Annotated in this window: 19 protein-coding genes and 1 pseudogene; 15 read left to right on the top strand and 5 right to left on the bottom strand. The window is 63.8% G+C overall.

What is annotated here, in order from left to right:
* Positions 1-40 precede the first annotated feature (40 nt).
* The 4 genes and pseudogenes from rpsA (at position 41) to lapB (ending at position 3,630) form a co-directional block, all read left to right on the top strand.
* On the top strand, positions 41-1,726 hold the full coding sequence (gene rpsA / locus J2X09_RS17720; protein WP_204732029.1) for a 30S ribosomal protein S1: 1,686 nt from the start codon (positions 41-43) through the stop codon (positions 1,724-1,726).
* 66 nt (positions 1,727-1,792) lie between these two features.
* Positions 1,793-2,140: pseudogene (locus J2X09_RS17715) on the top strand (integration host factor subunit beta); the annotation flags it as partial.
* A gap of 43 nt (positions 2,141-2,183) precedes the next feature.
* Positions 2,184-2,495, top strand: coding sequence for a lipopolysaccharide assembly protein LapA domain-containing protein (locus tag J2X09_RS17710; RefSeq protein ID WP_204732031.1), 312 nt, complete (start codon positions 2,184-2,186; stop codon positions 2,493-2,495).
* Positions 2,485-3,630 carry a lipopolysaccharide assembly protein LapB gene (gene lapB, locus J2X09_RS17705; protein ID WP_204732032.1) on the top strand — a complete coding sequence of 382 codons (1,146 nt, stop codon included), beginning with the start codon at positions 2,485-2,487 and terminating at the stop codon, positions 3,628-3,630. The genes J2X09_RS17710 and lapB overlap by 11 nt, the downstream gene beginning before the upstream one ends.
* On the opposite strand, the gene J2X09_RS17700 is transcribed toward lapB, so the two are convergent.
* A complete protein-coding gene (locus tag J2X09_RS17700; protein WP_204732033.1) occupies positions 3,631-7,218 on the bottom strand; it encodes a hydantoinase B/oxoprolinase family protein in 3,588 nt (1,195 codons plus the stop codon). It abuts the gene before it with no gap.
* 8 nt (positions 7,219-7,226) lie between these two features.
* Complete coding sequence (locus tag J2X09_RS17695; protein ID WP_204732034.1) at positions 7,227-7,766, bottom strand: winged helix DNA-binding protein; 540 nt, start codon at positions 7,764-7,766, stop codon at positions 7,227-7,229.
* Between the two features lie 177 nt (positions 7,767-7,943).
* Here J2X09_RS17695 and J2X09_RS17690 point away from each other — a divergent pair, with 177 nt between their 5' ends.
* From J2X09_RS17690 to J2X09_RS17665, 6 genes are all read left to right on the top strand, one after another.
* Positions 7,944-8,918, top strand: a complete 975-nt coding sequence (locus J2X09_RS17690) for a TRAP transporter substrate-binding protein (protein ID WP_204732035.1) — start codon at positions 7,944-7,946, stop codon at positions 8,916-8,918.
* Entirely contained in the window at positions 8,919-9,422 is a 504-nt protein-coding gene (locus J2X09_RS17685; protein WP_204732036.1) for a TRAP transporter small permease, read from the top strand. It abuts the gene before it with no gap.
* A complete protein-coding gene (locus J2X09_RS17680; RefSeq protein WP_204732037.1) occupies positions 9,415-10,710 on the top strand; it encodes a TRAP transporter large permease in 1,296 nt (431 codons plus the stop codon). Before J2X09_RS17685 ends, J2X09_RS17680 begins: the two co-directional genes overlap by 8 nt.
* 88 nt (positions 10,711-10,798) lie before the next feature.
* Positions 10,799-11,785 carry a recombination-associated protein RdgC gene (locus J2X09_RS17675; RefSeq protein ID WP_204732038.1) on the top strand — a complete coding sequence of 329 codons (987 nt, stop codon included), beginning with the start codon at positions 10,799-10,801 and terminating at the stop codon, positions 11,783-11,785.
* Positions 11,786-11,813: 28 nt separating this feature from the next.
* Positions 11,814-12,197 (top strand): fluoride efflux transporter CrcB, encoded by a 384-nt coding sequence (gene crcB / locus J2X09_RS17670; RefSeq protein WP_204732039.1) that lies wholly within the window; start codon positions 11,814-11,816, stop codon positions 12,195-12,197.
* A 90-nt stretch (positions 12,198-12,287) separates the two neighbouring features.
* Positions 12,288-12,647 carry a DUF1428 domain-containing protein gene (locus J2X09_RS17665; RefSeq protein WP_310308903.1) on the top strand — a complete coding sequence of 120 codons (360 nt, stop codon included), beginning with the start codon at positions 12,288-12,290 and terminating at the stop codon, positions 12,645-12,647.
* 78 nt (positions 12,648-12,725) lie between these two features.
* Here the strand turns inward: J2X09_RS17665 and J2X09_RS17660 are convergent, their stop codons facing one another.
* From J2X09_RS17660 to J2X09_RS17650, 3 genes are all read right to left on the bottom strand, one after another.
* On the bottom strand, positions 12,726-15,050 hold the full coding sequence (locus J2X09_RS17660) for a hypothetical protein (protein WP_204732040.1): 2,325 nt from the start codon (positions 15,048-15,050) through the stop codon (positions 12,726-12,728).
* Positions 15,022-15,471, bottom strand: a complete 450-nt coding sequence (locus J2X09_RS17655; RefSeq protein WP_204732515.1) for a hemagglutinin repeat-containing protein — start codon at positions 15,469-15,471, stop codon at positions 15,022-15,024. Before J2X09_RS17655 ends, J2X09_RS17660 begins: the two co-directional genes overlap by 29 nt.
* Before the next feature lie 331 nt (positions 15,472-15,802).
* On the bottom strand, positions 15,803-16,693 hold the full coding sequence (locus J2X09_RS17650; protein ID WP_310308901.1) for a helix-turn-helix transcriptional regulator: 891 nt from the start codon (positions 16,691-16,693) through the stop codon (positions 15,803-15,805).
* Positions 16,694-16,826: 133 nt separating this feature from the next.
* On the opposite strand from J2X09_RS17650, the gene J2X09_RS17645 reads away from it, so the two are divergent.
* The 5 genes from J2X09_RS17645 to J2X09_RS17625 all read left to right on the top strand — a co-directional run bounded on the left by J2X09_RS17645 (position 16,827) and on the right by J2X09_RS17625 (position 22,176).
* Positions 16,827-17,546 carry an NIPSNAP family protein gene (locus tag J2X09_RS17645; protein WP_204732041.1) on the top strand — a complete coding sequence of 240 codons (720 nt, stop codon included), beginning with the start codon at positions 16,827-16,829 and terminating at the stop codon, positions 17,544-17,546.
* Positions 17,547-17,556: 10 nt separating this feature from the next.
* Positions 17,557-18,033, top strand: a complete 477-nt coding sequence (locus tag J2X09_RS17640; RefSeq protein WP_204732042.1) for a DUF1579 domain-containing protein — start codon at positions 17,557-17,559, stop codon at positions 18,031-18,033.
* A gap of 78 nt (positions 18,034-18,111) precedes the next feature.
* Positions 18,112-19,182, top strand: coding sequence for a flavodoxin family protein (locus J2X09_RS17635; RefSeq protein WP_204732043.1), 1,071 nt, complete (start codon positions 18,112-18,114; stop codon positions 19,180-19,182).
* Positions 19,183-19,315: 133 nt separating this feature from the next.
* Positions 19,316-19,783, top strand: coding sequence for a (2Fe-2S)-binding protein (locus J2X09_RS17630; protein WP_204732044.1), 468 nt, complete (start codon positions 19,316-19,318; stop codon positions 19,781-19,783).
* 11 nt (positions 19,784-19,794) lie between these two features.
* Positions 19,795-22,176: a xanthine dehydrogenase family protein molybdopterin-binding subunit gene (locus J2X09_RS17625; RefSeq protein ID WP_204732045.1), complete on the top strand. Its 2,382-nt coding sequence runs from the start codon at positions 19,795-19,797 to the stop codon at positions 22,174-22,176.
* Positions 22,177-22,189: the final 13 nt, after the last annotated feature.

The following is a 22,189-nucleotide window of genomic DNA, read 5'->3' as shown; positions in this document are numbered from 1 at the left end:
CCGGAAGAACGCGTCGACGCTGAGTGGCTGAGGAAATTCAATGTCTGAATCTTTTGCCGCCCTTTTTGAAGAGTCCCTGAAACGCGCCGAAATGCGCTCGGGCGAAGTCATCACCGCCGAGGTGGTCCGCATCGAGCACAACCACGTGGTGGTCAATGCCGGCCTGAAGTCGGAGGCCTACGTGCCCCTGGCCGAATTCAAGAACGACCAGGGCGAACTCGAGGTGCAAGTCGGTGACTTCGTCTCCGTCGCCATCGACTCCGTGGAAAACGGCTTCGGCGACACCCTGCTGTCGCGCGACAAGGCCAAGCGCCTGGCTTCCTGGATGTCCCTGGAAAAGGCCCTCGAATCCGGCGAATTCGTCACCGGCACCACTTCCAGCAAGGTCAAGGGCGGCCTCAAGGTCATGGTCAACGGCATCAGCGCCTTCCTGCCGGGCTCGCTGGTCGACAGCCGTCCGACCAAGGACCTGACCCCGTACGAAAACAAGACCCTGGAATTCAAGGTCATCAAGCTCGACCGCAAGCGCAACAACGTGGTACTGAGCCGCCGCGCCGTGGTGGAAGCCTCCATGGGCGAAGAGCGCGCCAAGCTGATGGACACCCTGAAGGAAGGCGCCATCGTTCACGGCGTGGTCAAGAACATCACCGAATACGGTGCGTTCGTCGACCTGGGTGGCATCGACGGCCTGCTGCACATCACCGACATGGCATGGCGCCGCGTGCGTCACCCGAGCGAAGTGGTCACGGCCGGCCAGGAGATCACCGCCAAGATCCTCAAGTTCGACACCGAGAAGCACCGCGTCTCGCTGGGTCTCAAGCAGATGGGCGACGACCCGTGGATGGGCGTTTCGCGCCGCTACCCGCAAGGCACCCGCATGTTCGGCAAGATCACCAACATCGCCGACTACGGCGCGTTCGTGGAACTCGAGCCCGGCATCGAAGGCCTGGTGCACGTCTCCGAAATGGACTGGACCAACAAGAACGTGGCCCCGTCCAAGCTGGTGTCGCTGGGTGACGAAGTCGAAGTCATGGTGCTCGACATCGATGAAGACAAGCGCCGCATCTCGCTGGGCATGAAGCAGTGCCGCGCCAACCCCTGGCACGAATTTGCTGAGCAGACCAAGCGCGGTGACCGCGTCAAGGGCCCGATCAAGTCGATCACCGACTTCGGCGTGTTCGTGGGTCTGGCCGCCGGCATCGATGGCCTGGTGCACCTGTCCGACCTGTCCTGGAACGAGCCCGGCGAGTCCGCCGTGCGCAACTACAAGAAGGGCCAGGAAGTCGAAGCCATCGTTCTGGCCATCGACGTGGAGCGCGAACGCATCTCCCTGGGCATCAAGCAGCTCGACGGCGACCCGTTCACCACTTTCGTGTCGGTGAACGACAAGGGTTCGATCGTGACCGGCAAGGTCAAGACCGTGGACGCCAAGGGCGCCGAGATCGACCTGGGTGAAGACGTGCTGGGTTACCTGCGTGCCAGCGAAATCAGCCGTGACCGCGTGGAAGACGCACGCAACGTGCTGAAGGAAGGCGACGAAGTCACCGCCGTGGTGGTGAACGTCGATCGCAAGACGCGCAACATCCAGCTGTCCATCAAGGCCAAGGATGCCGCCGACCAGCAGGAAGCCATGGCCAACCTGAGCCAGCAGTCTTCCCGCGAAAACGCCGGTACCACCAGCCTCGGTGCTCTGCTGCGCGCCAAGCTGGACAACAACCAGAACTGAAGCGGAACCGGATCGGCGCCGGATTGAACAGTCCGCCCGCAAGGGCGGCATTCTGTCCGGCGCTGTTCCTCAACGGCCCTCTATTCAAACCACATGACCCGCAGCGACCTCGTTGAAGCCCTGGCCAACCGTTTTGGCCAACTCACCCACCGCGATGCCGAGTTCGCCGTGAAGGCGATCCTGGACGCCATGGGCGACGCCTTGGTAAAGGGGCACCGCATCGAGATCCGGGGTTTTGGCAGTTTCTCCGTCAACCGCCGGTCACCGCGCATCGGGCGCAACCCGCGCTCCGGTGAGAGCGTGATGATTCCCGAAAAGCGTGTGCCTCACTTCAAGCCGGGCAAAGCCCTGCGCGAAGAGGTCGACAAGAAGACCGCCGAGATTCTGGGCCGCGAAACCCAGAAGAGCACCTGAACAGGCCCGCTCGCTACAATCGTCCGACCACAAAGGGGACGACGTGAAATACCTGATGTGGCTGCTCAATGCAGCCCTTTTTTTTGTGCTGTTCGCCTTCGCGCTGAACAACCAGGACAGCGTGACGCTCCACCTGTTCTTTGGTGCCAGCTGGCAGGCGCCTCTGGTGCTGGTGATCCTGGTCGCGCTGGTGATCGGCGTTTTCCTCGGCGTGCTCGTGATGCTGCCGCTGTGGCTGCGCGCAAGGCGCTCGCGCCGTGCGGGCGCCACCAGCTCGGTACTGCACAGCACGGCCTTCGAGGGCGACACCACCCTGCTGCCGCCTGAAACGATCGATCGCCGGCATGGACTTTGATTTCACCTGGCTGTTCTGGGGCCTTCCCCTTGCATTCGCCCTGGGCTGGGGGGCCTCCCGGTTCGACCTGCGCCAATGGCGCATGGAAGGCCGGCAAGCGCCCAAGGCCTACTTCCGTGGACTGAACCACCTGCTCAACGAGCAGCAGGATCAGGCCATCGACGCTTTCATCGAAGCGGTACAGGGCGACCCTGACACCGCCGAACTGCATTTCGCCCTGGGCAACCTCTTCCGCCGCCGGGGTGACTACGACCGTGCCGTGCGCGTGCACGAGCACCTTCTCTCGCGCGCCGACATCAGCCGCAAGGACCGTGACCGCGCCCAGCATGCGCTGGCGCTCGATTTCCTCAAGGCGGGTCTGCTGGATCGCGCAGAGTCCGCGCTGCACAAGCTTCAGGGTTCGGCTTTCGAGGGCGAGGCCTTGCTCGCGTTGCTGGGACTGTATGAGCGTTCACGAGACTGGCCGCAAGCCAAGCTCATCGCGCAGCGCCTCGAAGACGCCGAACAGGGCAGCTTCGCCACCCGCCTGGCGCACTACCTGTGCGAAGAGGCCGAACTTGCGCAGCGCAGCGGCGACAGCGCCAAGGCCCTGCGACTGCTGGAAGAGGCGGTACAGCGTGCGCCGCAACTTGCGCGAGGCTGGATGTCGCTCTCGATCCTCAGGAGCCAGGCATCGGATGCATCAGGGGCATTCGACGCACTCGTGCGGTTGAACCAGAACGCACCACAGAACCTGCCCCTGGCCGCGCGCGCCCTGGTGGAACTCGCCCGACAGACCGGGCGCGAAGCCGAGGCCCTGAAGCTGCTGCAGGCGAGCGACGAACGCTCGCCCTCGATCGATGTGACGGAAGCCCTTGCCAGCCTGAGCAGTGGCACCGAGGCCGTGCGCGACCGCTACCTCAGCCACCTGGAACGCGAGCCGTCCCTGGTGATCACCACACAGTGGATGGCGGGCGAGGCGCTGTCCGGCCCGGTCGCGCACGCACGCGTGCAGCAGGCGCTGGAGCACGCCAGCGCACCGCTGCGGCGCTACCGCTGCGCCGCTTGCGGCTTCGAGGCGCGCCAGCATTTCTGGCAGTGCCCAGGTTGCCAGACCTGGGACAGCTACCCCGCACGGCGCGTGGAAGAGTTGTAGTCAGGCCTTGCCGTAACCACCGCCGCCCGGCGTGTGGATCTCAAAGACATCGCCCACTTCCATCTCGGCCTGGCCGATATGCGCCAGGTCTTCGGTGCGCCCGTCGGTGCGCACGACGCGGTTGACGCCGAGCGCGCCCGGTGCGCCACCCGCCATGCCAAATGCCGGGTGCACACGGCCATTGGAGATAATGCTGGCGGTCATGGGCTCCAGGAAGCGCACGCGGCGCACACCGCCGTTGCCACCGCGCCATCGTCCAGCGCCACCGGAGTCGATACGGATCTCGTAGCTCTCCAGCCGCACCGGAAAGCGGAACTCCAGCACCTCGGGATCGGTCAGGCGTGAGTTCGTCATGTGGGTCTGCACCACGCTCGTGCCATCGAACCCATCGCCCGCGCCACTGCCTCCGGAGATGGTTTCGTAGTACTGGTGCGCGGCGTTGCCGAAAGTGAAGTTGTTCATCGTGCACTGGCTGGCCGCCATCACGCCCAGCGCACCATACAGCGCGTTGGTGATGCAGCTCGAGGTTTCCACATTGCCCGCCACCACCGATGCCGGCGGATTGGGGTTGAGCATGGAGCCCGGCGGAATGATCACCTTCAGGGGCTTGAGGCAACCGGCGTTGAGCGGGATGTCGTCGTCGACCAATGACCGGAACACATACAGCACCGCTGCCATGCACACCGCGGTAGGCGCGTTGAAGTTGTTGAGCTGCTGCGGCGAGGTGCCGGTGAAATCGATCTCGGCGCTGCGTTCAACCGCATTCACACGAACACTCACCTGGATCTGTGCACCGTTATCCAGCGGCAGCATGTACTGGCCATCCTTCAGGCGCGTGATGACGCGCCGCACCGACTCTTCCGCGTTGTCCTGCACATGGCGCATATAAGCCTGCACCACATCCAGGCCGAACTGCTCGACCATCTTGCGCAGTTCCTGCACGCCCTTCTCGTTGGCGGCGATCTGCGCCTTCAGATCGGCCATGTTCTGCTGCGGGTTGCGCGATGGAAACTTGCCACTCTGCAGCAGCGCCACCATCTCGGCTTCGCGCAACACGCCACGGTCTACCAGCTTCACGTTGTTGATCTGCACCCCCTCTTCCTCGATCCGCGTGGAGAACGGCGGCATGGAGCCGGGCGTGGTGCCACCGATGTCTGCATGGTGGCCACGCGAGCCCACATAGAACGTGGGCTGGCTACCCAGATAGACGGGCGTGATCACGGTCACGTCCGGCAGGTGCGTGCCGCCGTGGTATGGGTCGTTGAGCGCGTACACGTCGCCGGGCTGCATGCGGCCGCCGTTCTCGCGGATCACCGTCTTGATGCTCTCGCCCATGGAGCCCAGATGCACGGGCATGTGCGGCGCGTTGGCGATGAGATTGCCTTCGGCATCAAACAGCGCACATGAAAAATCCAGGCGCTCCTTGATGTTGACCGAGTACGCCGTGTTCTGCAGCTGCAGCCCCATCTGTTCGGCGATGTTCATGAACAGGTTGTTGAAGACCTCCAGCAGCACCGGGTCCACCGTCGTACCCACGGCATACGTAACAGTTCGCGGCACGCGACGGTCCAGAACCAGATGGTCGAGCGCCGTGAGCACGGCCTCCCAGCCGGGTTCGACGACCGTGGTCGCGTTCTTCTCGGCAATGATCGCAGGCCCCGGAATCGCATCGCCAGGCCGCAGGTCTTCACGCACAACGAGCGCGGCATCGAGCCACTGGCCACCGGAATACACGCGCACCGTTTCGCGGCGCGGCACTTCACGCGGCTCGTGCGTGTCAAGCCGCGGTTCTTGCGGCGCGTCCCCGGCCACCACGGCCTCGACCGACACCGCCTCCACCACGAGGCGCTTGCCCTGCATGAGAAAGGCGAAGCGCTGCCGGTAGGCTGTCTCGAAGCGCGCCTCGATCTCGGCAAGGCGACCGAAGGGCACGACCAGGGCCGAATCAGACCCCTCGTAGCGCACGTGCACGCGGCGGTGCATCGTGGTCTCGCCCGCGTTCACCTGCTGACGCTGCAACTCCGCACGCGCCGCATCGGCCAGGGCATCGAGCGCACCGGCCACTTCGGGCAAGGTCTCTGCCACCAGCGGCCGCTCGATGGCCTGCTCGCGGATCACGTTCTGGTCGGCCAGACCCATGCCGTACGCGCTGAGCACGCCCGCCAGCGGGTGCACGAACACGCGCGTCATGCCCAGTGCGTCGGCCACAAGGCAGGCATGCTGCCCGCCCGCACCGCCAAAGCACTGCAGGGTGTAGCGCGTCACGTCATAGCCACGGGCCACGGAGATCTTCTTGATCGCGTTCGCCATCTGCTGCACCGCGATGTTGATGAAGCCCTCTGCCACCTCCTCGGGCAAGCGACCGGTCTGCGCCGCGAGTTCGCCGAATTTCTTCTGCACCGCTTCCAGGCTCAGCGCCTCGTCGGCCTTGGGGCCGAACACCTTCGGAAAGTGGCGCGGCTGGATCTTGCCTGTCATCACGTTCGCGTCGGTCACCGCCAGCGGACCACCGCGCCGATAGCTCGCCGGGCCCGGGTTGGCACCTGCGCTCTCGGGGCCCACGCGAAAACGGGAACCGTCGAACGAAAGGATGGAGCCGCCACCGGCGGCCACCGTGTGGATGCTCATCATCGGTGCGCGCATGCGCACGCCAGCCACCTGGGTCTCGAACTCGCGTTCGAACTCGCCGGCGTAATGCGACACATCGGTCGACGTGCCGCCCATGTCGAAGCCGATCACCTTGCCATGCCCCGCCAGGCCGGCCGTGCGGGCCATGCCGACGATACCGCCCGCCGGGCCGGAGAGGATCGCGTCCTTGCCCTGGAAGGCGTGGGCATCGGTCAACCCACCGGAGGACTGCATGAAGAACAGCTTCACGCCCGGCATCTCGCTCGCGACCTGCTCCACGTAGCGGCGGAGGATGGGCGAGAGATACGCGTCCACCACGGTGGTGTCACCGCGGCTCACGAACTTCATGAGCGGGCTGGTGCCATGCGAAGTGCTCACCTGCGTGAACCCGACTTCGCGCGCGATGCGGGCAGCAGCCTCTTCGTGCGCGGTGAAGCGATAACCGTGCATGAACACCACGGCCACGCTGCGCAGGCCGCGCGAGTGGGCAACCTGCAGGCTGGTGCGCAACTGCACTTCGTCCAGCGGGTGCAGCACATCGCCGTGGGCGCCGACGCGCTCCTGTGCCTCGATCACTTCGGCGTACAGCAGTTCGGGCAGCACGATGTGGCAATCGAACAGACGCGGTCGGTTCTGGTAGGCGATGCGCAGCGCATCGCGAAAGCCGTGCGTGGTGACGAGCAGCGTGGGTTCGCCCTTGCGCTCCAGCAGCGCGTTCGTGGCCACCGTGGTGCCCATCTTCACGCACTCCACCTGCTCGGGCGTCACCGGCTCACCGGCTTGCAAGCCCAGCAGATGCCGGATGCCGGCGACCGCCGCGTCGCGGTATTGCTCCGGGTTCTCGGAGAGCAGCTTGTGCGTGACCAGAGAGCCATCGGGTCGCCGGGCCACGATGTCGGTGAAGGTGCCGCCCCGGTCGATCCAGAATTGCCAGCGGGACGCCTGCGTGGTGGTGTTCATGTTCAAGCTCAGAGTGATGCGGCGGAGCGCGCGGCCTGGTCGTAGATGCCGGAGAGCACGCGCAACAATCGCGCGAGCTGGCCGATGTCGTGGTTCAACGCGTCATCCGCCTTGAGCGCATCGATCAGACAGGTTTCGCGGATCTCGCGATAGCGCGTGACGTAACCCTTGCCGGTCTCGGTGGGCGCATAGGTCACCTCCTTGCCGTTCTTGCTCGACTCGACCATGCCCAGGCTCTGCAGCTTCTTGAGCGAGTAATTCACCAGGTGCGTGTCTTCCACGTTCATGATGAAAGCGATGTCGGCCAGGCGCTTGTCACGCGCGCGGTGCGACACGTGGTGCAGCACCAGCACATCGAGCGCGGTGAGGTCCTTCAGCCCGGCGGCGCTCATGCAATGCACCACCCAGCGGTGGAAAGCATTGCCCGCCACGATGAGGCCGAATTCGAACTCGCTCATCTCCGCGCTGTGCGGCGACACCAGGTGAGCTGAAGACACGATGGGCGGCGCCTGCGTGGCTGGCTTGGCATTTGCTTTGGAACGGGCCATGGCAAGAAGTCTGCGTCGTTTCGGTGCGGCGGAGTTTAGGCGTTATGCCGACAATTTGCCAACAATTTATTGACATCAAGGGAAAATACCGATCACACTTCGTCCGCTCATCGCTAGAGTCCACCGTGCCGCAAATCGCAGCACGACCTGTGTCCATACCCACCTGGAGCCTTCAACATGAAACGTCGCCTGTTCAGCCTCTCCGTGGCCGCTGCCGCCATGGCCGTCAGCCTTCCCGCCCTGGCCCAGACCAAATGGGACCTGCCCGCCGCCTACCCGGCCACCAACTTCCACACGGTCAACCTGACGGCGTTCGCCAACGATGTGGACAGGGCCACCGGCGGCAAGCTCAAGATCACCGTGCACGCGGGTGCATCGTTGTTCAAGGCGCCGGAGATCAAGCGCGCGGTGCAGGGTGGCCAGGCGCAGATCGGCGAGATCCTGCTCGCGGCTTACCAGAATGAGTGGCAGATGTTCGGTGCCGATGGTCTGCCATTCCTCGCCACCAGCTATGCCGACTCCATGAAGCTCTACAAGGCGCAGAAGCCCATTCTGGAAAAGAAGCTGGCCGAGCAGGGCATGATGCTGCTCTATACCGTGGCATGGCCGCCGCAGGGCATCTACAGCAAGAAGCCTGTCACCAGTGCCGCTGACCTCAAGGGCAGCAAATGGCGCGCGTACAGCCCTGCCACCGCCCGCATCGCAGAACTCGTGGGTGCCCAGCCCGTGACCGTGCAGGCCGCCGAGCTTTCGCAGGCGCTGGCCACTGGTGTCGTCGAATCCAACATGACCTCGGGTGCCACCGGCGTGGACAGCAAGCTTTACGAGCATCTGAAGTTTTACTACGACGTGCAGGCATGGCTGCCCAAGAATGCCATCATCATGAACAAGCGCGCCTTCGACGCACTGGACAAAGCCACGCAAGATGCCGTGCTCAAGGCAGGCGCAGAGGCGGAGACACGCGGCTGGGCTGCATCGCAGAAGGTCAATACCGATACGCTCGCCATCCTCAAGACCAATGGCATGGCGGTGGAGCCTCCATCGGCCACGCTCAAGGCCGACATGCAGAAGGTCGGTGAGACGATGGTCAAGGAATGGCTGGAGAAGGCGGGCCCCGAGGGTCAGGCCATGCTCGACGCATACCGCAAGTAAATGCGGAAGTCGCTCGACGCGCTCTACACCGGCTCGGCATGGCTGGCGGCACTTTTCATGATCGGCGTGCTGGTCATGGTGCTGCTGTCCATGCTCGGACGCCTGATGCACTTCCATGTGCCAGGCACCGACGCCTATGCCGGATACGCCATGGCCGGGGCTGGTTTCCTGGCCCTGGCTCACACCCTCAAACGGGGCGAACACATCCGGGTCACGCTCATCATCGGCAAGCTCGGTGGCGGCGCGCGCAGAGGCCTGGAACTGTGGTCGCTCAGCGTGGCTGTGTTGCTCGCCGGGTTGCTCGCGTTCTACGCATGGCGGCTGACGTGGCAATCCCACACGTTTCACGACATCTCCACCTCCAGCGATGCCACACCGCTGTGGATTCCACAGGTTCTGATGGGCCTGGGAACCACCGTGCTGCTGATCGCCTTCATCGACGAATGGGTGCTGGAGTTCCGGCGCAAACGCTCACACGACAGTGGGGAGACACGCCATGAGTGATGTCGTCATCACCACCTTTCTGATCATTTCGCTGTTCGCTTTTCTGGGCAGCGGCGTCTGGATCGGCCTCACCCTGGCCGGCGTCGCATGGATCGGCATGGAACTGCTCTCGTCCCGACCAGCGGGTGATGCCATGGCCATCACCATCTGGGGGGCCGCGAGCAGCTGGACACTGACTGCACTGCCCCTGTTCGTGTGGATGGGCGAGATCCTCTTTCGCACCAAGCTCTCCGAAAGCATGTTCCGCGGTCTGGCGCCATGGGTCAATGCGCTGCCAGGTCGTCTGCTCCACACCAACATTCTGGGCAGCACCATCTTCGCTGCCGTCTCCGGCTCGTCGGCCGCCACCTGCGCCACCATCGGCAAGATGAGCATTCCCGAGCTCACGAAACGCGGTTACCCACCCGAAAAGATCGTGGGTTCATTGGGTGGCGCCAGCACGCTGGGCCTGCTCATACCACCGTCGATCATCATGATCGTCTACGGTGTGGCTGCCGAGGTTTCGATTGCCAAACTGTTCGTTGCCGGCGTGCTGCCCGGCCTCCTGCTCGCCAGTCTGTTCAGCGGACACCTGATGATCTGGGCCCTGCTCAACCCCGACAAGGTGCCACGCGGTGACATCCGCATGAGCCTGAAGGAGAAGCTCAGCGAGTCTCGCCATCTCATTCCGGTGGTGCTGCTCATCGGCGGCGTGATCGGCACCATCTATACCGGCATCGCGACCGCCACCGAGGCCGCTGCGGTGGGCGTGGTGGGTTCGCTCGTCCTGTCGGCGGCGCAGGGCTCCTTGAGCTGGGCCACCTTCCGGGACTCGCTGCTCGGCGCAACGCGTCTCTACTGCATGATCGCGCTGATCCTTGCGGGCGCGGCCTTTCTCACGCTGGCCATGGGTTACATCGGTCTGCCACGCCATCTCGCCGAGTTCGTGGCCGGCCTGAACTTGTCGCCGGGTGCGCTGTTGCTGGCGCTCGCGCTGTTCTACATCGTACTGGGCTGCTTCCTCGATGGCATTTCCATGATCGTGCTGACCATGGGCGTCATCCTTCCCACCATCACCGCTGCGGGCATTGACCTTATCTGGTTCGGCATCTTCCTCGTGATCGTGGTGGAGATGGCCCAGATCACACCGCCGGTGGGCTTCAATCTGTTCGTCTTGCAAGGTATGACGCAACGCGAGATCACCTGGATCGCCAAGGTCTGCATGCCTTACTTTTTCATCATGGTCCTGGCGGTCCTGCTCCTCTGGTGGTTCCCGCAGATCGTGTCCTGGCTGCCCGCTCAGATGTAACAGGCGAGCGAAATGGCCGGCAGCCATCCTCTACACTGACACATTCCGCCGCCACCGTGCGGCGGTTGTTTTTTCAGAGGACTTTTCCGTGTTCAAGAATGTGACGATCTACCGCATCGCGCCCGGGTGGGACGCGACGCTGGAAGACATGGAGGCCGCGCTGGACGCGGCCCGTTTCGTGCCCTGCGGCGCCACGCAGGACAAGGCCGTCGGCTGGGTCGAGCCGCGCGGCGAGGCCCACGGCCCGCTGGTGGAAGCGGTCGCCGGTCAGCGCATCCTCAGGCTGCAGATCGAGACCAAGGGCGTACCCGGCTCTGTGGTGAAGAAAAAGGCCCAGGAAGAAGCCGACCACATCGAAGCCACCACCGGTCGCAAGCCGGGCAAGAAGGAAACCAAGGCCCTGCGCGAAGACGCCCTGCTCGCCCTGTTGCCCCAGGCTTTTGCGCGGCAGATGAACGTGTGGGTGTGGATCGACCCGAAGAACGGCTGGCTCGTCACCGACGCCAGCAGCCAGGGCAAGATCGACGAAGTGGTCACCGCCCTCGTGCGCGCGTTCGACGGTCTCGCCATCACCCTGCTGCAGACCGCCGTGACGCCGCAGACCGCCATGACGCAATGGCTCTCGGCCACCACGCCCGACGAATGGCCCGGTGGATTCGCAGTAGAGCGCGAGTGCGAGCTGAAGTCGGGCGACGAGGAAAAGTCGGTCGTGAAGTTCACGCGCCACAACCTGGCCACCGACGAGGTGCGCAAACACATCACCGAAGGCAAGCTGCCCACGCGCCTGGCCATGAGCTGGGAAGGCCGCATCGGCTTCGTGCTCACCGAATCCCTGCAGGTCAAGAAGATCAACTTCCTGGAAGGCGTGTTCGACGGCCGGCCCGAAGCGGACGAAAACGGTTTCGATGCCGACGTCGCTCTGTCCACCGGCGAACTGCAGAAGCTCATCCCGGAACTTATTGAAGCCCTGGGCGGAGAGATGGCATTCGGCGCCGCCTCGGACAACGAACCCGTGGCTCCAGCGAAACGCGAACCCGCCATGGCAGGTGCCGACGACGACGGCCCGCCGTTCTGAAGCCCATCTCCAGTCGCACCCCGCCGCCATGCACAGCGTCATCGCCATTTCCATCGGAGCGGTGCTCGGCGCCCTGGCCCGCTGGCGCCTGAGCCTCTGGCTCAACCAGAGTGCCGCCGTGCTCCCCTGGGGCACACTGGCCGCCAACTGGATCGGCGCCTACATCGTGGGCATGGCGGTGGTGTTCTTCCAGAGCCAGACACAGATCGACCCCGCATGGCGACTTGCCGTCATCACCGGGTTCCTGGGCGCGCTCACCACCTTCTCCACCTTCTCGGCCGAGGTCATCTCGATGCTGCAGCATGGCCGTTTCGCACTCGCGGTCGGTACCTCGGCGCTGCACCTGCTCGGTTCACTCGCGCTCACCTGGGTGGGCATGCGGACAGCAACGATCTGGTTCACACCCACCTAGCCAGCGCACCACGAAATGGGGAGAGCATGGCCCACATCGACTGCTATCTCGCCCCCGTGCCCCCGCGCCAACAAGGCCGGCGACGAGCACATGGCCACCATCTCTGCCCAGGTGGTCCGCGAACACGGCGCCACCCGGGTGACCAAGTGCTGGCTCGACGAATCGGGACCAGACGCCTCCACCTACCACGGCGATGACGTCCGCCTCGATGCCGGCGCCTACAGCAACTTCCTCAAGGCGGCGGGCGCCGGGCCGGACGACACCGTCGTGATGTCCTGGGTGGAGTGGCCCGACAAGGCCACCAGAGACGCGGGCATGGCCAAAGTGACCGGCGACCCGCGCATGCGGTTCAATGACATGCCTCCTGTGTTTGACGGTGCACGGTTGATTGCCGGTAGCTTTCAGCCCATGCCCACTGACCAAAGATTCAGCGAATCCATTGGGTTGTGAAGCGACAGTGCGTGGAGCACCCAGCAGCGCGAGGCACACGGGCAAATTTTGCACACATTCCATAGACCAAAGCCCAGATTACGGACTGGCCGAAGCGTCTGGCCTCAGGCTCAATGCCGAGTTTTTGGATGGTGGAGGAGCACTGGAAAACTGTATGAGAGGCGTGTTCATCCTCTTTCCCAACCTCTCGAAGAACGAGAGTTCCGGGAGGATGTAGTACTGCGCAAGGCCCGGCTTCCAATTTGAATTGCTATTGGTCGGTTGGAGCGTCAGGCCGAGATCAAGATTGGCAATGGTACCGGCCAAAAACGCCGTCGCAACTGCCCCACCTAGAGCGTTCTTCTGATCCGATGTAGCGCCCTCCAGCAATTCAGTAATGTAGTCACCTGCAGGCGTATAGCCATACAACATCCCCAAAAGCAGTGGCGTCTTGTTGATAGAGGAGTATGCAGTTTGTTTCCATGAGGGAGAGAAACTCACACCCTTATATCGATCAATCATCTTCGAAATCACCCCATCCGATGGAGGACTACGGAAGTGAATGTAATCATCCACCTCCTTGCGGTAAGAAATCAGAGCTTCCGACGCCAATTGACGGTCATTCCTTGCATCCAACGCTTCTTTCAGAAGGGCCCCCTTCGATTCCGAAGAAAGCTCCACCTTTTCACCTCGATTGGCGCTTGCCTCTAACAAATTATTCAGATCACGCCTAATCCATGCACGTTGCTCCAAAAGAGAGTTAATTTCCTTATTAGTAAATTGATCAACCTTGATATCTCCCACACCAAGCAATGAACTTCCATCCAGGCCTTTCAATGCATGAGCCTTCGTATCTTCACCAACTCCAATAGTCTCATTCAAATCAAGGCCAAGTTCCTTCAGATGGAGTCGCACCGTGTCAACATGCTTAGTCAACGAGTCCCGTTCTGCTCCCGTGGCGGTAGGGATGGCCACAATGGCATAAATCAATGCACTACGAACCTCCGTATCTTTGACCAACTTCGCAGCATCGCTGCGAGTTTTCGTGGACTGCACCTCGGCAACCAACTTGTCCAGCGCCCTTTTTTCACTCACTTCTCGTGAGTATTGACCAAGGATATTCCAGTCCAGCACATTCAAATTTTCTCTAAGTGCGATAGCTCTTTGTGTGTCTTGCAGCTCCCGCTTATCCTCCGATTCGCTCAGAATTCCTTTGCGAAATTCGTTAGCCGAGGTCTGGGCCAGTTTAGACTCCATGGCCTCCAGCTTCGGCAGCACTTTCAAATCACGCACACGCTGATAATTTGCAACACCCTCGGTCAAGAAGTGATCTTGGATATTACCCCCCAGATTTTGAATCTCTTCTTGCATCTGCGTTGAATCAAGCTTCTGCTCCACCAGATTTTCATAGTTTGCCAATGTCTGGGTTGCAAGCATCCTGATACTGCGATCATTTTTGAAGTGTCGACTCAGCATTGCCGCAGAAGGATATGTCACCAGTGAAACAAGCTGATGGGCAGGACCCGGAACTCCTGTTGCAAGCAATGCAACTTTGGCACCCGTATCCAACGTTTCGGTCAACACCGTTTCAGCGACTGCCAATTGCTTCTCAGAAAACCGGCCCTGCTCTCTCCTGGCCTGTTTTTTAGCATCACTATAGGCGTCGGCATTCAATTCGGAATTTTCAGCAATTTTTTCTATTACTGCGATGTCCACACCCTTCATCATGGATTTCATGAACAAACGCCCTCCACTTTCAACCTGCTTCTTCATGGTTTGAAGCTTGGCATCAGAGAATGTCGGTTTTGGGTCTACGAGCTTCTCTCCCAGATTGATCTGAAGAGTCTCGAGGCCAATGCTGACGCCGGTATGAGCCATACCTCTCATTGCCCCACCAACCCAGCTAGCGGCTTCCTTCGTCAGGATTTCACTGGGAACCTGAGAAACAATCGACGGGATCATCCGTGTCGGGAGCGTCACCGCCTGTTTGGCCAGAGTGGTTAAGCCCGCATTCAATATGTTGGAATTGGCGGATTTCTTCTGAAGGCTTTCCGACACGCCTGCATGGGTGATCAACTCCTTGGCTGCGGCTTTCGACGGGCGGTTGACTTCGTGCTCGACCATGCCCTTCAGAGCCGTTTCAAATTTCTCCGAAACTTCTTGTTTCTCTGGTTTGCCTGCCTTTACGAAATTGGCAGCCTTGTTGTCGATTTCTGCTCGCCGCTCAGCACTCATCTCGCCTTGCTTCCCAAGCGCCATGGGATCGCCTTCGGCAGCAGCGATGTCGATCTGGTTGTCGATCTGGTTGTCGAAGTGGTTGTCGAAGTGGTTGTCGATCTTGCTGTCGAAGCGGTTGCTGAACGGGTTCTGGCTCTGGGTCTGCTGGTGCGCGAAGTCACCACCCTGGGCACCACCAGCGTCCATCGAACGTGGAGCGGGCTTCGGCCAGCACGATGCTGCCCTCTTCGGACTGCAGCCCGAGCGTGCCCCCGGCGGCCATCTGCGTGCCCTCGTAGGTCTGGTTACCGCGTGAGCTCACGCTCAGGTTCCCCCCAGCCTTGACGCTGCCCACATGGGCCGTGTCCGCCGTGATCACACGCTCCTTGTTGCGCGCGGAGAAGTCCGCCGTGCCCGTCAGGCCCCCGCTCTTGAGGTCGAGCTCGGGCGAGATGTTCATGGACACGTAGGTGCCCGACTCCCGCGCCTGCTCGTGCGTGCGCGCCGCCTCGAAGTTCACCACGCCGCCCGAGGCCAGGCTCACGTCACCCGCGGCCTCGATCTGCGTGCCCCGCAGGGTCATGTCCCCGCTGGTGGTCTTGAGCAGGATATTGCGCCCGGCCTGCAGGCGCGCACCCGCCGGTAGCCCCTCAGACCAGGCGTTCCGGTATTCCGACCTCCATCACGCCCATCCCCCAAACCCATCACAACGCCTGTCCTGTTGCCCACCGCGATCCCCTCGCTCCGCTCGGTTCTTGTTGATTGAGCCCCTTCATGCACGCTGCGCGCGCACCTCCCAGAGCAGGCTCACTTTGGAAACCGCGGAGGCTATTCGATTGCAGTGCTTCCATCAGACGCAGGCACCACCCCACAAAAAGGATGATCGAAAAGAGCGGGATTCGGCACGAATGATCGAGGCGCGATGAGGTTGACTGCGCCGCCCTCGAAAGTGCGTTTTTTCAGAGGTGGCGCGCCAGCACCGCCGCCGCCTGCTGCGCCATGCGCTCGCGAAGCGCAGGAGGTGACAGCACCTCGATCTCACCGCCGAAGCCCAGCAGCTGCCGCGCGCCCTGCGCCACGGATTCCACGCGCAACGTCACTTCGTCGTCGACATGGGAGGCAAAGGAAATGCGCGCATTCGCGAGCCATTTCAGACAGCGCGGCGTGACGCGGGCGCGCACCTCCACCGAGCGCAGTTCCGCCTCGAAGCGCGCGGCGGAGGCTTGCCAGATGGCGCCGAGATCGACGTGTTTCGGACGGCGGAAGGCGGCGCCCACCTGCAGTTCCAGCAGGCTGGCCAGCCGATAGGTGCGCACCGATTCGGGTCTGGGAAGACGGTCGGTTGCACGCGCGACGAGGTACCACGCACCCGCCTTGAGCACCAGGCCCAGCGGTTCCAGCACACGACGAGTCTCGCCGCGCCAGCTCTCGTAGCGCACCTCGATGCGGCGCGCGCGCCAGACGGCATCGGCCACCTCGCGCAGAAAACGCGGCGAGTCCTGCGTGCGGTACCAGTCCACCGGGTCGATGTGCAGCCGCTGTCCCACGCGGTCGGCCTGTTCGCGCCATTCACCGGGCAGGCTGGCCACCAGCTTCAGCCGGGCGGATGCCGCGGCCGCGCCCAGACCGAGTTCTGTCGCGGGCCCGGGCAGCCCGGCCAGCAGCAATGCGCTGGCCTCGGGCTCGGTCATGCCGGTGAGTTGGGTGCTCCACCCTTCGCGCAACCGGAAACCGCCCAGGCGCCCACGCTCGCCCCACAGGGGAACGCCGGCGGCGGAAAGCTGGTCGATGTCACGCAGCACCGTGCGCGTCGACACCTCCATCGCCCGCGCAAGCTCGGGCGCTGTCATTCGACCGCGCGCCTACAACAGCATCAGGATGGACAGCAGTCGACCGGCTTGCATGGTTGCCGATTTAAACATGACACACCTTGTCATGTTATGAACTGCATGATCGGCACTCCTCATTTCAAGGAGTCCCCACATGCCCGAATCGTCCATCGTCGAGCTGCGCCGCTACACGCTGCACCCTGGCCAGCGCGACACCCTCATCGAACTCTTCGACCGCGAATTTGTGGAAACCCAGGAGACCGCCGGCATGCGCGTGATCGGTCAGTTCCGTGACCTCGACGACGCCAACCGCTTTGTCTGGCTGCGCGGTTTCGCCGACATGGCGGCCCGGGCGGCTGGACTGGACGCGTTCTACGGTGGCCCGGTGTGGCAGACACACCGCGATGCCGCCAACGCCACCATGGTGGACTCGGACGATGTGCTCCTGCTCCGCCCTGCCTGGCTCGGCGCCGGCATCGACAGCGACACCCCCGCCCGCGCCACGCCCGGCAGCACCGCCCAGCCTGCCGGCCTGCTGGATGTCAGCGTCTTCCCACTGCGCGCACCGGCCAGCGACGAACTTCTGGCGCTCTGCCGCGACATGTTCTCACCCTTGCTGCGACAGCACGGTGCGCAGCGCACGGGCTGGTATGTGACGGAGCACAGCCCCAACAACTTTCCACGCCTGCCGGTGCGCGAGGACGGGCCTGTGCTGGTGGGCCTGGCGATGTTCGACCACATGACCGCGTTCAACGCCTTCCTGCGCAGCGGCGCCTGGGCGCGCCAGGCGCAGCCCCTGCTGGCGCCGTGGCTCGCCTGCCCCGCCAACGGCCTCCGCCTGGTCCCCACCGCCCGCTCGGCCTTGCACGCCTGAAAGGAACTCCATGACCAACAGCGCCCATGATTTCGACTTCCTCCACGGCCACTGGCGCGTGGACCACCGCCGCCTGCGCCAGCGCCTGTGCGGCTGCACGGACTGGGACCGTTTCGACGGCACCTGCTCTGCGCAGCCTCTGCTGGGTGGTGAGGGCAACGTGGACGACAACCTGCTGCACCTGCCTGGTGGCAGCTACCGCGCCGCCACGCTGCGGGCGCACGACGCGCGGACGGGCCAATGGTCCATATGGTGGCTCGATGGCCGGCAACCGCACCGGCTGGATGTGCCCGTCGTCGGCCGGTTCGACCATGGCGTGGGCACTTTCTTCGCCGACGACGTATTCGACAGCAGGCCCATCCGCGTGCGCTTCCGCTGGACGGACATGCAGACCGCATCACCCGGCTGGGAACAGGCCTTTTCGGCGGACGGCGGCCTCAGCTGGGAAGTGAACTGGACCATGCGCTTCCACCGCCTGCCGGATTGACACCATCGTGCGGTGGCGAACAGACGTTCTCCCTGACTGCTTTCATATTGGTCGGTCAACCCCACACGGCAGCGACCCATGACAAAAGTCCGCACAGGCCAGGCGCCGGCACCGCTCAAGCGCGCGCAATTCAACGATCGCTTCCGCGCCTTCTTCACGGACCCGGCCTTCCGCGCGGAAGACGAAAGCATCGAGCGGTTGGCGGCAATCGCCTGGGACGCCTATCAGGAGGGCCGCAAGGCGCCGATCACCCAGAAGGCTGGACCGGGCTATGCAGACCCCGGATACGAGTTGTCGAGCGAATGGGTGGAGACGAAGAGGCGTATCGACGAGGCACAGACCCGCTGGCACAAGAAATCAACGGCCTCTCGTGTGTTGCTGGTGTGCAGTGCCGCGCGCAATGACGGCACCTGTCCAGGTGAAATGTCCAAAAGCTTCAGGCTCGCGCAAATCGCCGAGCAGGCGTTGAAGACGGAGTCAATGGAGGTCGACCTGCTGGACCTGAGCCTGCTGACCTCCAGCTACGCCCTGCACATCCACCCTTGCAAGGGCTGCGTGTCCACAGCCATGCCGCTGTGCCACTGGCCCTGCAGCTGTTACCCCAACCACAGCCTGAACCAGACGCACGACTGGATGGCCGAGATCTACGAGCGCTGGACCGCCGCGCACGCGGTGCTCATCGTCACGCCGGTCTACTGGTACCAGAGCCCCAGCCCGCTCAAGCTGATGATCGACCGGCTGGTGTGTGCCGACGGCGGCAACCCGGACCCGACTTCCACCGGGGGCAAGAAGCCCGAAAAGGCCAAGGCCCTCGAAAAGGCCGGATGGGACTACCCGCGGCACCTGGCCGGTCGGGCTTACGGCGTGGTGGTGCACGGCGACGTGGCGGGCATCGAGGGAACGCGCCGCGCCCTGTGCGACTGGCTGGACTGGATGGGTCTGATCGATGCCGGTCCCCAGGCCCGGCTGGACCGGTTCATCGGCTACTACGAGCCGTACCACAACAGCCACGACACGCTCGACAAGGACACCGGCGTGCAGGCCGAGGCGCGCAACGCGGCGCTGGCGGTGGCCCATGCGGTGCGGGAGCTTCGCGCCGGCCGCCTGCGCGCGGTGCAGCCGAAGCTGGAGCGCCCCCGTCTCAAGTAGGCGCCGATTCGTGGCCCCCGTCTCAAATTGAGAATGATTGGTGCCAGCCGGGAGTTTTCAGGGTTAACCCGCAAATCCGCGCCCGGGCCGGTGCTCACACTTGTTGTGCCCCACCACAACAAGGAGACAACCCATGCAGGTTCAACTCACGGTCAACGGCAAACCGGTGACCATCGATGCACCGCCCCACACGCTGCTCGTCCAGGCGATCCGCGAAAACCTCCGCCTCACCGGCACCCATGTGGGCTGCGACACCGCCCAGTGCGGCGCCTGCACCGTGATGCTCAACGGGCGCGCGGTCAAGTCCTGCAACATGCTGCTGGCCCAGGCGGCGGGTTGCGACGTCACGACCATCGAAGGATTGGCCAGCGCCGACGGCACCATGCACCCGATGCAGGCGGCCTTCAAGGACTGCCACGGACTGCAATGCGGCTTCTGCACACCGGGCATGGTGATGAGTTCCGTGAGCCTGTGCAAGTCGAACCCGGGCGCGAGTGCCGGCGAAATCCGTGAACTCCTCGAAGGTAACCTGTGCCGCTGCACCGGTTACCAGAACATCGTCAAGGCCGTGCAGCAAGGCGCTGCGGCCATGAAGGCCTGAGGAGCACGACCATGGGTGCATCCGACTTCTCCCAACTTCCGCACATCGGCGAATCGCTCAAGCGCAAGGAGGACTACCGCTTCCTCACCGGTGCCGGTCAGTACACCGACGACATCATCCTGCCCAACATGCACCACGCGGTGTTCGTGCGATCGCCGCATGCGCACGCCAACATCCGCAAGGTGGACAAGAGCGCGGCGTTGAAGGCGCCCGGTGTGATCGGCGTGCTCGATGGCAACGACGTCGCGGCCGACAAGGTGGCTGGCCTGCCCTGTGGCTGGCTCATCACCGACACCGCCGGCCAGCCCATGAAGGAGCCGCCACACCCCATCCTCGCCTTTGGCAAGGTGCGCTATGTGGGCGACCACGTGGCCATGGTGGTGGCCGACACACTGGAGAACGCGAAGAACGCCGCCGAGCTGGTGGACGTGGACTACGACCCGCTGCCTGCTGTGGTGGACGTGCGCGACGCCATGAAACAGGGGGCGCCCTCGCTGCACGAAGCCGCCGCCGACAACCACTGCTACAAATGGGCCATCGGCGACAAGGGCCAGGTGGACGCGGCCTTCAGCGGTGCGGCCCACGTGACCAAGATCGACCTGATCAACAACCGTCTGGCGCCCAACCCCATGGAACCGCGCGCCGCCATCGCCAGCTACAACCGCGCAGGCGACGACTACACCCTCTACGTGGCCAACCAGAACCCGCACGTGGAGCGGCTGCTGATGACGGCCTTCGTGCTCGGCCTGCCGGAACACAAGGTGCGCGTGATCGCGCCCGACGTGGGTGGTGGCTTCGGTGCCAAGATCTTCCTGTACGCCGAAGACGTGTGCCTGACCTGGGCGTCGAAGAAGCTGAACTGCGCGATCAAGTGGACCTGCGACCGCTCCGAGGCGTTCCTGAGCGACGCGCACGGCCGTGACCACGTGACGCACGCCGAGCTCGCCCTCGACAAGGACGGCAGGTTCCTCGCCTTCCGTGTGCACACGGACGCCAACCTCGGCGCGTACCTGTCCACCTTCTCCACCGCAGTGCCGACCATCCTCTACGCCACGCTGCTTGCGGGCCAGTACAAGACGCCGCAGATCTACGTGGAGGTGGACGCGTGGTTCACCAACACCTCGCCGGTGGACGCTTACCGGGGCGCGGGCCGTCCCGAGGCGACCTACCTGCTCGAGCGCATCGTGACCCGCGCGGCCTGGGAAACCGGCCTGTCGCAGGACGAGATCCGTCGCCGCAACTTCATCACCGAGTTCCCGTACCAGACCCCCGTGGCCCTGCAGTACGACACCGGTGATTTCCCCGCGTGCATGCAGAAGGCAAACGAACTGGCCGAGATGTCCAGCTTCGAGCAGCGCAAGGCGGCGTCGAAAGCCAAGGGCCTGTTGCGCGGCGTGGGCTACAGCAGCTACATCGAGGCCTGCGGCCTGGCGCCGTCGAACGTGGCGGGTGCGCTCGGCGCGCGGGCTGGGCTGTTCGAGTGCGGCGAGGTCCGCGTGCACCCCACCGGCAGCGTCACGGTGTTCACCGGCTCGCACAGTCACGGGCAGGGCCACGAAACCACCTTCGCGCAGGTGGTGGCCTCGCGCCTCGGTCTGGACCCATCGCAGGTGGACATCGTTCACGGCGACACCGGCCGCGTGCCCTTCGGCATGGGCACCTACGGCTCGCGCTCCATCTCGGTGGGCGGCGCGGCGATCATGCGCGCGCTCGACAAGATCGAGGCCAAGGCCAAGAAGATCGCGGCCCACCTGATGGAGACCGGCGACGCCGACGTGGAGTTCGCGAACGGCGAATTCACCGTGAAGGGCACCGACAAGAAGGTCACCTTCGGTCAGGTCGCGCTCACCGCCTACGTGCCGCACAACTACCCGCTGGACAAGCTGGAGCCGGGCCTGAACGAAACCGCGTTCTACGACCCCACCAACTTCACCTACCCGGCCGGCACGCACATCTGCGAGGTGGAGGTGGACCCGAACACAGGCGTGGTGCGCATCGACCGCTTCACCGCCGTGGACGACTTCGGCACCATCATCAACCCGATGATCGTGGAAGGCCAGGTGCATGGTGGCCTCACCCAGGGCATCGGCCAGGCGCTGCTGGAGAACTGTGTGTACGACCGCGAGACCGGCCAGCTCGTCACCGGGTCGTTCATGGACTACGCCATGCCGCGCGCCGACGATGTGCCCGACTTCCGCCTCGGCCACGTGACCACGCCCTGCACCACCAACCCGCTGGGCACCAAGGGCTGCGGCGAGGCCGGCGCGATCGGCTCGCCACCCGCCGTCATCAACGCCGTGCTGGACGCGCTGGCGCCACTGGGCGTGAAGGACCTGGACATGCCTGCCAGCCCCAGCCGCGTCTGGACCGCGATCCAAGCCGCCAAAGCCTGAACGGGAGGAGACA

Origin of the sequence: Hydrogenophaga laconesensis (assembly GCF_031457235.1) — a bacterium.
In the GTDB taxonomy this organism is placed as follows: Bacteria; Pseudomonadota; Gammaproteobacteria; order Burkholderiales; family Burkholderiaceae_C; genus Hydrogenophaga; species Hydrogenophaga laconesensis.
This window is presented reverse-complemented; position numbering and strand designations above follow the sequence as displayed.